The organism is Chryseobacterium indologenes, assembly GCF_018362995.1.
Classification (GTDB): Bacteria; Bacteroidota; Bacteroidia; order Flavobacteriales; family Weeksellaceae; genus Chryseobacterium; species Chryseobacterium indologenes_G.
Window position 1 is genome coordinate 1343045 of sequence record NZ_CP074372.1, and the last position, 12288, is coordinate 1355332.

Annotated in this window: 13 protein-coding genes and 4 tRNA genes; 7 read left to right on the forward strand and 10 right to left on the reverse strand. The window is 35.8% G+C overall.

Annotation, left to right across the window (positions count from 1 at the left end; genetic code table 11):
• Positions 1–3: 3 nt before the first annotated feature.
• Entirely contained in the window at positions 4–546 is a 543-nt protein-coding gene (locus DYR29_RS06060) for a tetratricopeptide repeat protein (RefSeq protein ID WP_047425221.1), read from the forward strand.
• 171 nt (positions 547–717) lie between these two features.
• On the opposite strand, the gene DYR29_RS06065 is transcribed toward DYR29_RS06060, so the two are convergent.
• Entirely contained in the window at positions 718–1206 is a 489-nt protein-coding gene (locus DYR29_RS06065; protein WP_213279722.1) for a YdeI/OmpD-associated family protein, read from the reverse strand.
• A 277-nt stretch (positions 1207–1483) separates the two neighbouring features.
• On the opposite strand from DYR29_RS06065, the gene fsa reads away from it, so the two are divergent.
• Positions 1484–2137: a fructose-6-phosphate aldolase gene (fsa, locus tag DYR29_RS06070; RefSeq protein ID WP_047374243.1), complete on the forward strand. Its 654-nt coding sequence runs from the start codon at positions 1484–1486 to the stop codon at positions 2135–2137.
• 126 nt (positions 2138–2263) lie between these two features.
• On the opposite strand, the gene DYR29_RS06075 is transcribed toward fsa, so the two are convergent.
• From DYR29_RS06075 to DYR29_RS06090, 4 genes are all read right to left on the reverse strand, one after another.
• Positions 2264–2830, reverse strand: a complete 567-nt coding sequence (locus tag DYR29_RS06075) for a sugar O-acetyltransferase (protein ID WP_213279723.1) — start codon at positions 2828–2830, stop codon at positions 2264–2266.
• A gap of 87 nt (positions 2831–2917) precedes the next feature.
• Positions 2918–3808 carry a GLPGLI family protein gene (locus tag DYR29_RS06080; RefSeq protein ID WP_213279724.1) on the reverse strand — a complete coding sequence of 297 codons (891 nt, stop codon included), beginning with the start codon at positions 3806–3808 and terminating at the stop codon, positions 2918–2920.
• A gap of 66 nt (positions 3809–3874) precedes the next feature.
• Positions 3875–5797 (reverse strand): M56 family metallopeptidase, encoded by a 1923-nt coding sequence (locus DYR29_RS06085; RefSeq protein ID WP_213279725.1) that lies wholly within the window; start codon positions 5795–5797, stop codon positions 3875–3877.
• A gap of 5 nt (positions 5798–5802) precedes the next feature.
• Positions 5803–6168 (reverse strand): BlaI/MecI/CopY family transcriptional regulator, encoded by a 366-nt coding sequence (locus DYR29_RS06090; protein WP_047385363.1) that lies wholly within the window; start codon positions 6166–6168, stop codon positions 5803–5805.
• Between the two features lie 335 nt (positions 6169–6503).
• Between DYR29_RS06090 and DYR29_RS06095 the strand changes: the two genes are divergently transcribed.
• The gene (locus DYR29_RS06095) at positions 6504–7085 is read left to right on the forward strand and encodes a hypothetical protein (protein WP_213279726.1); all 582 of its coding nucleotides are present in this window, start codon (positions 6504–6506) and stop codon (positions 7083–7085) included.
• 421 nt (positions 7086–7506) lie between these two features.
• On the opposite strand, the gene DYR29_RS06100 is transcribed toward DYR29_RS06095, so the two are convergent.
• Entirely contained in the window at positions 7507–7953 is a 447-nt protein-coding gene (locus DYR29_RS06100; RefSeq protein ID WP_213279727.1) for a GNAT family N-acetyltransferase, read from the reverse strand.
• A 171-nt stretch (positions 7954–8124) separates the two neighbouring features.
• On the opposite strand from DYR29_RS06100, the gene DYR29_RS06105 reads away from it, so the two are divergent.
• From DYR29_RS06105 to DYR29_RS06120, 4 genes are all read left to right on the forward strand, one after another.
• Entirely contained in the window at positions 8125–8838 is a 714-nt protein-coding gene (locus DYR29_RS06105) for a 2OG-Fe(II) oxygenase (protein ID WP_213279728.1), read from the forward strand.
• A 52-nt stretch (positions 8839–8890) separates the two neighbouring features.
• A complete protein-coding gene (locus DYR29_RS06110) occupies positions 8891–9136 on the forward strand; it encodes an Ada metal-binding domain-containing protein (RefSeq protein WP_213279729.1) in 246 nt (81 codons plus the stop codon).
• A 485-nt stretch (positions 9137–9621) separates the two neighbouring features.
• Positions 9622–10635: a terpene synthase family protein gene (locus tag DYR29_RS06115; protein ID WP_213279730.1), complete on the forward strand. Its 1014-nt coding sequence runs from the start codon at positions 9622–9624 to the stop codon at positions 10633–10635.
• A gap of 32 nt (positions 10636–10667) precedes the next feature.
• A complete protein-coding gene (locus DYR29_RS06120) occupies positions 10668–11696 on the forward strand; it encodes a terpene synthase family protein (RefSeq protein ID WP_213279731.1) in 1029 nt (342 codons plus the stop codon).
• A gap of 182 nt (positions 11697–11878) precedes the next feature.
• Here DYR29_RS06120 and DYR29_RS06125 read toward each other — a convergent pair.
• From DYR29_RS06125 to DYR29_RS06140, 4 genes are all read right to left on the reverse strand, one after another.
• Positions 11879–11951: transfer RNA gene (locus DYR29_RS06125), tRNA-Met, on the reverse strand.
• Positions 11952–11989: 38 nt separating this feature from the next.
• Positions 11990–12062 (reverse strand) — tRNA-Met (locus tag DYR29_RS06130).
• Positions 12063–12100: 38 nt separating this feature from the next.
• Positions 12101–12173: transfer RNA gene (locus DYR29_RS06135), tRNA-Met, on the reverse strand.
• Positions 12174–12211: 38 nt separating this feature from the next.
• Positions 12212–12284: transfer RNA gene (locus tag DYR29_RS06140), tRNA-Met, on the reverse strand.
• Positions 12285–12288: the final 4 nt, after the last annotated feature.

Genomic DNA, 12288 nt, shown 5'->3' on the forward strand with positions numbered 1-12288 from the left:
ATTATGAAAATGAGTACAATTAATAGTAGAAACCTATTTTTAGGTTTGATACTGGCAGGAAGTGTAAGTCTTGTAAACGCGCAAACGACTCAACCGGAAACTTCGGCAGCAACGAGTCAAACAACTAATCCAACGATTGATGGTCTTAAAAAACAGATTGAGGCCAATCCAAAGGATACAGAATCTTTAGCAAAATTAGCAGCAGCTTACCAGGAAGCTTCAGACTGGCCGAATGCCATTGATACCTGGAAGAAAATCTCTGCTTTATTACCGGACTGGGCTCCATCTTATTATAGTCAGGCTTATGCCTATCAATCTGCAAAAGATGATGCCAATGCAAAACTGGCTTATGAAAAGTATATTGCAACCGTAAAACCGGAAGAAGTAGAGCAAAATAAGAAAAATCTGGCGTATGCCTATTTCTATATTGCCTTTGCAGAACAGCAAACAGATCCTAATAAGGCAAAAGAGCACATTGCCAAATCTTTACAGTATGATCCTAGCAATCAGGACGCTGTGAAGCTTAGCAAAGCTTTAAATTCTTAATAGAATGAAAATGCCGGAAAGTTTTTCCGGTATTTTTTGTTTGTGTCTAGCTTTAATGTACGCAAAGGTTTATTTTATTTACCGTTTATTTTTAGGGAATAAAGAGATGCGACATTGTCGTTGAAGAAGCTTTATGGAATATGTGCACTTTATATTCTCCACTTCCAACTCTTATTCAATCATTTTTCCAAAAAAATCTGTTTCACCGTGTAAATGGCGGATGATTTTCTCGATATTCCGCTGGATACTGGCTTCGGTTTTTAAATTGTTGATATAACGAACAAGTTCAAGTCGTCTTGAAGGAATCAGATTTTCAAAATTTTCTGTTGCCAGAGGACTTTCCTTAATTGCTTTTTCCAAATGAGGATGAATAGAAATACTTCTGTCAGAATCATCATATTCCAATACTACTTCAATGACTTCTCCGATTCTCTTTGGGGAGTTTTTCAGCATGGTCAGGTTCACATACAGTCTCCATTCACCCAGATATTTCATGAGGTTTTGTTTAAACTCCTGTCCGTTTACTGTTCCTTTCACGGGAATCGGGCTTTTATTCTTTCCTGACTCCTCAAAAATCCTGTCCAGAATCTCTTCCGGAACAAATACAAAAGGATTAATCCCTATGATTTCCAATGTGGCTGTGAAACTGTTGTTTTTCATAGATAACAAATTTTGACTGATCAGGCTGGAAGCAATAAGCAATAAGCAAAAATAACCATTTGGCTTAAGATCAGAATAAATTATTTTTTTACTTTGTATAATTCCTTCCATTCTCAAACCCGAAACTCTCAAACCCGAAACTCTCAAACCCTCCAACTCTATGTATACCCAAAATCCCGAACCTCGTAACTCGAAATCCCCAACCCCGTAACTCAAAATTCATACCTCAGAACCCAATTAATTCCCTATCTTTGTATCAATAAATCTATTTAACAAAATGAAATTTTTTATTGACACAGCTAATTTAGAGCAAATCAAGGAAGCTAGAGATCTTGGAATTTTGGATGGTGTAACGACCAACCCTTCATTAATGGCTAAGGAAGGAATTCAAGGTGCTGAAGCAATCAAAAACCACTACAAAACGATCTGCGAACTTGTAGACGGAGATATTTCTGCGGAAGTTCTTTCTACAACGTATGAAGAAATGATTAAGGAAGGAGACGAATTGGCTGCTATTCACCCAAATATCGTTGTAAAGATTCCAATGATCAAAGACGGAATCAAAGCTTTAAAATATTTTTCTGATAAAGGAATCAAGACTAACTGTACATTGATCTTCTCTGCAGGACAGGCTCTTTTGGCAGCAAAAGCAGGAGCTACTTATGTATCTCCATTCTTAGGAAGATTAGATGATATTTCTACAGACGGTCTGAACCTAATCCAGGAAATCAGATTGATTTTCGATAACTATATGTTCGAAACTGAAATCTTAGCAGCTTCTATCCGTCACTCAATGCACATCATCGACTGTGCTAAAATTGGAGCAGATGTTATCACTTCACCACTTCCTCCGATCTTGAGCTTATTGAAGCACCCATTAACAGACAGCGGATTGGCTCAGTTCATTGCAGATTCTCAGAAATTAGCATAATAACTGATTCTTATTCAGATATAAAAAACCCGGAATGATCTTCCGGGGTTTTATTTTATAATGATTATTTTATTTCAGCAGATCCAGCTCAAGAATATTATTTTTCTTTTTCAGATCAATAGTTTTTTAATTCTGTTCTGTAATTTTTTTAACGACTTTACAGGGATTTCCCACGGCAACTACATCATCCGGAATATCTTTCGTGACAACACTTCCCGCACCAATCACTGAGTTATTTCCAATAGAAACTCCGGGAAGCACAACAACATTTCCGCCCAGCCAAACATTATCTCCCACTTTAATAGGATGTGCATATTCAAGACCTTCATTTCTTTGTTTAGCATCAAGCGGATGACCTGCTGTATAAAAGCTGCAATTGGGTCCTATAAATACATTATCACCAAACTCTACTTTGGCACAATCTAAGATAACAAGGTTATGATTGGCATAGAAATTCTCTCCTGCTTTTATATTGTATCCGTAATCACACCAGAAATTAGGCTCTATGCAGATATTTTCTTTTATGCTTCCGATTATTCTCCCGAGCAGTTCATACCTTCTTTCTGTATCTGAGTTTTTCAATCCATTATATTCCTGACACAGATCTTTGCAGGCAACACGTTCCTGAATCAGTTCTTTATCGTAGTTAGCATTGTATAAAAGTCCTGCTGCACATTTTTCCTTTTCTGTCATGATGTGGAATTTTAAGTCCTGAGATAAAGATAAAAAAAAACAGTAAGATTATGATAACCTTACTGTTTTTATTCCAATATAAACCGCTTATTTATAAAGCTCCGGTTCTATTTTATTGTTATTTTTTAATTGGTCTTCTTTTGCTCTTTTTTCGATATTTCTGTACATTTCATTGACATCAATATTTTTCCCGTCCTGATTTTTCATCTGTACCACAGCTCCAGCCGGAAGAGTACTCATGGTTTGTTTCATATCTTTTGTAGGATCTGTAAGATAATCTTTCCAGGCTTTTTTAAATTGTTTTTTGTTGATCTCTATTTCCTTCCCTCCTATGCCAATTGTAGTAAGCCCCGGTATTTGAACATCTTCTTCTGATGCAGCCTCCGTTTTCTTATTACCTATTAAAGTCATGATATGGGATCCTGTTTTATCTTCAACTTTAACGATAAGTCCCGGCAGTCCATAGAATTTATAGGGACCGTCCTGGAATGGGATATCGGTAGAAAACCATGCAGTCCAGCTTCTTCCTCCAAAATTTGTGGTTGCCTTTTGCGTATTATACTCTCCGATTTTTTGTTTTTCAGGAAGGATTTTCCATTCAGGTTTTTGGTCTTCCGGCATTTTATACGTTGTATTTCCAATATTTTCAGAGAACGAAACACTATAATCCGGGTACTTTTTTGTAACCGTTGAATAAGTTGTTCCCGGCTTCATATTTCTCTTGATATTGATGCTTCCCCCGAAGCCTCCTTTCATCTGCTTGGCGATATCAGCTTTCATGGTTGAATCAGCAACAAACTTTTCGCGGCTGTAGTATTTGGAACCATTTTTATCAATATCCAAAAGCATAACATCGCTTTTCACTTCTGCTCTATTGGTAGAGTCAGAGATATATTTGTAGTCATAAAAGAATCTGTTCACCTGTGCGTTCACAACTACACTCAAAAATGCCAGTAAAATGAAATAACTTTTTTTCATAGTTTATGTATTATTCAGATCGTAAAAAAGCTCTGCCAATTGAATACTGACAAAGCTTTTGGAACTTTATTTCTTTGTCTCAATTCTTACTTCTCCATTCTTTACTTCTCCATTCTTCTGAGTGTTAACCATTACTTTTGAAATATTAGCAGAACTCAAAGCGTTAACATCATCTTTAGATACTTCTCTTCCATCAATGTAATACTTGTATTTATGATCATCATTACCGTTAATGCTAAACTTTTTCACACCATTCATGGCAATGTTTCCGTTACCGTCTTTTTTGATGAAATCAGCATGCATTACCATCACATTAGGAGCAGAAGTTGTCATGGTAAAGTTACCAGCTCTGAAACTTTGTGCTGCTTTTTCAGCTTCTATACGTATTTTTTCGCTCTCTTTTCTTATCCTATCCCCTTCTATTCTGGCTTTTTCTCCTTTGATAAGAAATACAGCACTTTCAGCTCTTGCTCTGTCTCCTTCTAAGCGGGCTTTTTCACCCTCTATTCTGGCCTTCTCTCCTTCCACTCTGGCTTTTGCAGCTTCTTTCATGGCTTTTTTTGCTTCTGCCATTGCCTTACGTACTTCCTCTTTTTCTTTAGGGCCCAGATCCTTATAGTAAACGGTATTATTATTTTTAAAATAAACTACTTTCGGAGCTTTTGGAGACTGAGGTTCAGCTGGTTCACTAGGTGGTGCGGGAGGAACGATGTGGCTTACGGCTTTTTCAGCCGCTCTTCCCGCTTTTTTAGCCGCTCTTTCTATTTTACGAAGTGCTTTTTTATCAAGAGGATCCATATTTTCAAGTTCCTTCATCTGATTTTTCCATTCAGCAGAATTGAAATATTCATCAACTTCAACTTTGGAAGCCATCTCTCCTATCTCTGATGCCAGATTACTTATTTCTTCAATTTTATCACTGAAGGCATCACTTTCCGGATCCAATCCATCCAGCTCTTTCTCTTTTTCTTTTATCTTTTTTTCAAGCTCGGTCAATTTTGTATGATCTTCCGGTGATACAGATTTTAATCCTGTAATATTTCCCTGAACAGATTTTTCAGGTCTTACTGTATCTTTTTTGATTTCTGAAACTGCTTTTTTTATAGAAAGATTGGTTTCTTCAATTTCTCTGTTCTTTGCATTTACCAGATAAGCAAAAGCTACAGTAAATAACACCGGCAATGCAAGAATTCTTCGCGCATATCCGAACTTGGTTTTTGGTTTTTGTAACATTTTAAGTCTTTTTTTAAGGTTTGAACTTAGAAACGGACTGGCAGCAGGCAACTGTGTTCCGGAAAAGTGGCTTGCTAAAAGCATCTGCGCAAATGCTTTGGTGTCCGATTGCTGTACGGCTTTTTTATCAGCCAGGTACTCGTGGATGAGATTAATTTCTTTTTTGATGATATGAAAAAACGGATTGAACCAGAAAACAGAAGTAATAATCTCGATAAAAATCTTATCAAAGGAATGTTTCTGCTCAATATGTACCATCTCATGCTTTAAAATCTGTTTTCCTATATCAGAATGCAGTGTGATTGCATTCTTCCAGAAAAGGTTCTTAAAGTATGAAAACGGGGCTTCGCTAAGATCTGTACGGTAAAAGTTGATCCCGTCAAAACTTTCTTTCTGAAACTCTTTTTTAAACTGCTGGATTTTGAAAATCCCATAGATCAGCTTCCCTAAAAAATAGAAAGAAACCAGTCCCAGAGCTGAAAAAATAATGTTAAAATAAAGGTTACCATTGTCTATGTTTTTATGTGTGTTAAAATTCTGAATCTTGTCAAGAAGCATATACATATCATTATTTACCTCTATCGTAAAATCGTCTACTCTGATGAGTGGCAGCAGCAGTGATATCACGATTGCAGCCAACAGATAAAATCTGTTATAATGATGGAATGTCTTGTCTTTTAAAGACAACTGATAGTACAAGAATGTTACACCCGAACATAAAATTGTTTTCCCAAAGTATAAAAGTATTGCTTCCATAGGTACTAGTCTTTATTTTTGAGTTCATCCAATAGCATCTCAAGATCTTCTACAGTCATTTCGTTTTTTTCTACCAGAAACGAAACGGCACTTTTGTAGGAGCCTTTAAAATAGTTTTTCACAAGACTTTTCATGGTCTTTCCGGAATACTGTTCTTTTGAAACAAGCGGAAAATACTCATGCTGTCTTCCGTGTACACGATAGTCTACGAATTCTTTGTCTTTCAATACTTTTAAAATGGTAGAGACCGTATTGGTATGCGGTTTTGGATCCGGAAAAAGATCAAGAACATCCTTTAGGAATCCTTTTTCTATTTTCCATAAATACTGCATTACCTGCTCTTCTGCTTTTGTTAAAGTCTGAATTTTCATATCCTGTTCATTTATCAATTATCGTGATATAAAGTCATCCAATTCTATATCACTAAGAAATTAGTTATACAAATGTAGAAATAAAAATGAACCAAACAACTATTTTTTTAGTGATAGAAATAAGATTTAATTTAACTAATTGAAAATCAATTTAATAAAATTAACTGAAATATATTAATTTTTTAAAGGAGTGAAATTTTCACCTGTTTAATCCACAGAAAAAGAGTGATTTCAGGGATAAATTCTTAAAACTTGTTAAATTTTATTAAATAAAATTAAAATGAATTTGTTTTAACCGGGAAATTATATTTATTTTAGTGCTTTAAAAATTTCTCATGAAAAGATATAATTTATTGATTGTACTATTACTGCTTATTTTTAACGTTACTACAGCACAAAAGAAGGGTTCTCCTGCTGCTGATCTCAGCATATTAAAGGATACAAAATCCAAAATCGAAGCTACCGTTCCATTAGTTATCCAGCATCTTCAGACCATTGCTACAAAAGAAGGGGATAATAACATTGTGAATAACGGGAAGATTGCTGTGGGTAAAGAATATGGTATTGTAGAATCTGAGTGGTTTTTATACAGAAACAATATGAAAAACTGTATCCTGAACAACTCTTCCAAAAAGGCAAAGAAATGTATGGAATACCATAACAATATGTTTAGAGGTACAATGATCAATTATAATAATTATATTACCAACCTTACAAGAAAAAACGGATATCTTGGAGTTGAAGGTGATACAAAATTTGATTTCAAACCTGCTGATATCGCTACAAAATTAAGCGAAGCTTACTTCAATGCCAACGATGCTGCAGGAAGAATGAAAGCGGATCAGAAAAGAGAATTTTTGGGACAGACCATGTCTGATGAGAACAAACTTACTCCTTACGCTCAATTGGCTCAATAATATCTAAGTCTATTTAAAAATAAAAAAAGAGAACTGCAATTGCAGTTCTTTTTTTTTATAAAAGCAAAAAATCTCCGCCGGAAAAAGCAGTTTTGTGGTACTAATCATAAAACTTGGGGAAAAAGTAGAAAATTCGGCAGAGATTTTTTTGCATACACTCTACAGATCAACTGTCCTACCCATGATCTGTAAGAGCTTTACAAAAATAGGATTATGCCTTCTACCGGCGACAGAATGCCTTGTAGAATTAAATGTTCAGAATTGTAGAACTAATACTACTAAAAAGGAAAAATGGAAGTGGGAAAAATTTACACCCGAAAATAACATCATTTAATATATTATCTAAAGCTTTATTCCCCTGCGGCAGATTTTCCTTTCCCACTTTCGATTTTCACCTAAAAACTATTCTCCGCTCTGATATCTATTTCCACCAATGGTAGTAATTGTGCGCCCCGTCATATTCAAATCCGCAACGCGGATATAATGTATTTCCGATATCATTTGTTTTTTCTGTTTCAAGCATCAGTCCACATGCTCCTGTTTCTTCACACCATTGTTTACTACGGTCAATTAATGCTACAGAAAGGCCTTTTCCTCTGTAATCCGGATGAACGAACAAATCACTCAACAGCCATTGCTTCTGTAATTTGGTATAATGAAATAACTTGTAAAGCTGTACAAATCCTACGGCTTTTCCTTCAGCCATCACAAGAAAGATATCCGACTCACTGTTTAAAAACCGTTCTTTGAGAAAAACTTTTCCTTTTTCAACATCTGATTCCTGTCTGTAAAAAACACGGTAAAGATTGAATAATTCTGCCGTTTCATCAAGATCTTCAAGACTGGCTTTTTTAATCATGTAATTCATCGTTATTTATTTTTATTAACAGGACAAAAATAGCCTTAAACAGGACCATTATTATCGTCCAGATTAATAATTAAACTGATGGTCCAGGAGATTCATCTAAAGACAATACCGCACGTTTCGGATTTTCTTATTCCGGACAACTTCAGATTTTTGCAGTATAAAATCAAACCAATGAAAGATATTATTCATAAAATTAAAAATACAGACTGGCAGCAACTTACGGAAACAATGCATGAAAATGGATATGCAGTAATTTCCAATCTACTATCAGATCAGGAATGTGAAATAGTAAAGTCAAATTATCACAATCCCGATCTTTATCGTAAAACAGTGATTATGGCAAGACACCGTTTCGGTCTTGGTGAGTATAAATATTTTGATTATCCGCTTCCTGAAATTATTCAGTCCATACGAACGGCCATATATCCGTATCTGGCTCCTATTGCCAATTCATGGTTTAAAGCGCTACATATTGATACTCAATTTCCTTTAGATCATCAGGAATTTTTGCAGCAATGTCATACTAATGGCCAGCAGAAAGCTACTATTTTAATTTTGAAATATAAAGAAGGAGGTTTTAATACTTTACACCAGGATTTATATGGCGATGTGTACTTTCCTATTCAAATCGTGTTAATGCTCAGCGAACCTGACAAAGATTTTGCGGGTGGTGAATTTGTACTTACCCAACAGATCCCGAGAGCTCAGTCAAAAGCTATTGTTTTAAAACCTAAAAAAGGAGATGTACTCATTTTCACGACTCAGTTTAAGCCCGAAAAAGGGACCAAAGGCTATTACAGAGTCAACATGAAACATGGAATAAGTGAAGTTAAGGAAGGCAGCCGCTATGCTTTGGGAATTATTTTCCATGATGCAATCAGCTAATTTGAGCTGCTGCTGCTAACTGTATTAAATTTCAACTTTAAAATCAATTATAATGTTCTCACATTCTCAAATATCAGCCAAAAGTCTGAGAAGTAAAATTCATAGCAGAGAAGTTTGTTTTGGAGGAAATAAAAAGCTTAAAATTTACGGACTACTCCAATGTAAGTCAGGCAAAAGAATGAAAAGAGAAAACAGGGTATTTTTTGCAACGCTGCAGGAAGCATTACAACATAATTTTCGCCCTTGCGGACGTTGCATGAAAGAACAGTATAAAAGATGGAAAAGTAATTCCTCCTGAATAATATCAGATTACTAAAACTGTACAAAATCTCAACATATTATTTGAAGATTTATTACCATTCATCACATTTCATTCAAAATTGGAATGTGATGAATGTGCTTATTTTATATCCGCTATGCTAACAGATTAATATTAATCAGAGGTATCTTATTCTTAATTATTTCAATAAGACATCCCTCTACTCCTTTATCGATGAAATCATTAAACACCTATAATTGATTCTAAATTTTCATATAGTTTTTTATTTTTTTGTTTTCTTAAGGGTTCTGTCATCAAAAAAAGAGAAAAAAAACACAAAAAATATTCAAAATAAATTGAGATATCTTCAATTTCATAATATAATTCAATACCTCCCTACTCTTCATTTACTATTACCACTATCATATCAGAATACACTCAATAAAATATCAATATTATGTGAAATAAATAAATATTATGTTAAATAAAATTATATATTAGTATCAATACCAAAACTTAATACCATGCACAATGAAAATTTTAACACCCTTGAACTCCTTCACAAGCAATTCAGGTATCCTTTCCCAACACTGAAAAACCCGAATGCAGAACAACTGCAGGAGATCACTGAGAATCAATGGATAGACGGTGATTATCTATGGCTTTATGAGCAGAATCCTAATCTTCGCAAAAAGTATAAAAAAACTAAAACGGCTCATATTGCAGCTCAATGGTTTCCTACTGCACCACCTGAACGGTTCAAACCGATTTGCAGACTAATGCTTTGGACCTTGTACAATGATGATCTTTATGAGGAAAGCAAACCCGAAGACATTGAATATGTACATATTCAATCCGTTGCAATATTAAATGGCGAGATAAGTGCTGAAGACTCACGAATACCGTTAGGGAAAATGTTAGCTTCTTTAAGACAGGAATTACTACAATTTATCCCAGAAGAATCAATTTTTCGCTTTACACAAATGATAAGCAGATATTTCACAGGATTGGAAACGGAATTAAAATACAAGAAACACAAAGTTTATCCCAGTGTGACTGAATGTATTGCTCTTCGTGAGAACTCTATTTGTCTCTATCCTTTTCTACAGCTTACAGAAATAGAAACGGGAATCACTTTACCTCCGGAAATACATGAGCACCCCGTAATCATTCGTTTACAAACATTGGCCTGTCATCTGGTTACTTTTTTTAATGAAGTACAGTCTGTCCTGAAAGACGAGGCAACCGACAGTATTTATTACAATATCGTAAAGGTTATTCAACATGAACATCAAATGTCACTGAAGGAGGCCTGCCTTGAAGATTTACGGCTTCACAATGAAGACCTGAAGGAATTCTTAGAATTACAAGCTTCTCTTCCCGATTTTGGAATATGGCATGATGCAGTAGTAAACTGGGTACATTATATGGGTATGGTACTTAGTGGTTGGAAAAACATATCTACAAAACTGGATCGTTACAATGCGATGGAGTTTCCGGAGGCAAGAGAATTGAAAGAAAAACTAAATCAGCTATAATAGTATCAATAATTTTATTAAAAGTCAAATCCATGAGAGAAGAATTAATAGTGCCTCAATGCCATTACCCATGGTCAACAGTCAATAGTCCTATTGCCAATGCCTTTGATGAGGAAGAAAAAAAATGGTATGATAATGATTATACTTTTATTTCTGAAGAAGGAATAAAAAGATGCAAACCTCAGTTCTTATCCAGAGTAGCTACTTATATGAACCCAACTTGTGACAGCATAGAACGGATGCGCCCCTGTGCCAGACTCATGATCTATATCACAATTTTTGATGATTTTTTTGGACTGACACCTGCAAAAGAGCTAAAAATAATGGCTGACCGAGTCTATGAAGTCATGATGGGTGATGAGCCTCGCCCTGACGAAATCGGAATTTTGCGACAAATGGCACAGGCAAGAAAAGAATGGATTACAAATGGAATGCCTCAATTCTGGATAGATCGTGTTTCTATCAATTTTTATGAATTTATCATGTATGGAATGGCAGAAGAGATCCCTTTCAAACAATCTGAAACCAGAAGCTATCCTCTACTTCCGCATTATCTTAGTTTTCGGAAATATTCAATCGGAATGTGGCCATACGGTGACCTGATAGATCCTGCCACTAATTTTGCACTGCCTGTTCATATTTACAACCATCCTATTATACAACGGTGCAGAGAACTGCTGTCCTTAATTATTGTGATTCAGAATGATTTCGCCTCTCTAAAAAAAGAACTCGAAATAGAAACTGAAAGTCTGAATATTATATTTATTCTCCGTCACCAGTATAAACTATCTTATCAGGAAGCCTGCACAGAAGCCATGAAATTACATGATGCATATGGTCAGGAGTTGAATGATCTACATCAATCTCTTCCTGATTTTGGAGAGTTTCAAGAAGCCGCATATGATCACATCTATCACATTAAATTACAGATAAGTGGCTGTGCAAATTGGTATTATAATTCTGGTACCAACCGATATGAACCTAAAGGATTTATTGTACCACAGTATGGTAGAGAAGGGGATGATATTCTTATTCCACACAGTATTTTTGTACAAAAATAGATCTGAAATGATCTGATTTCTCTTTGCTGTTAATAGAACTATGGCTAACTGAAATTAAGGCACTATAAAAACTCTCTTAAGAAGATCGTTTTTATAATTGTGCAAGTTCATGGAAAGAGTATATCAACAGACTTCCCCAAAATAAAAAAGAGAAGCAATACTACATTGCTTCTCTCGTTTAGTAGCGGGAACCGGACTCGAACCGATGACCTTCGGGTTATGAGCCCGACGAGCTACCTACTGCTCCATCCCGCGGTGTATTTTTAGAGTGCCTACCGAAAGCACTTGCTTAGTAGCGGGAACCGGACTCGAACCGATGACCTTCGGGTTATGAGCCCGACGAGCTACCTACTGCTCCATCCCGCGGTGTATTTTTAGAGTGTCTACCGAAAACACTTGCTTAGTAGCGGGAACCGGACTCGAACCGATGACCTTCGGGTTATGAGCCCGACGAGCTACCTACTGCTCCATCCCGCGGTGTATTTTTAGAGTGCCTACCGAAAGCACTTACTTAGTAGCGGGAACCGGACTCGAACCGATGACCTTCGGGTTATGAGCCCGACGAGCTACCTACTGCTCCATCCCGCGATAT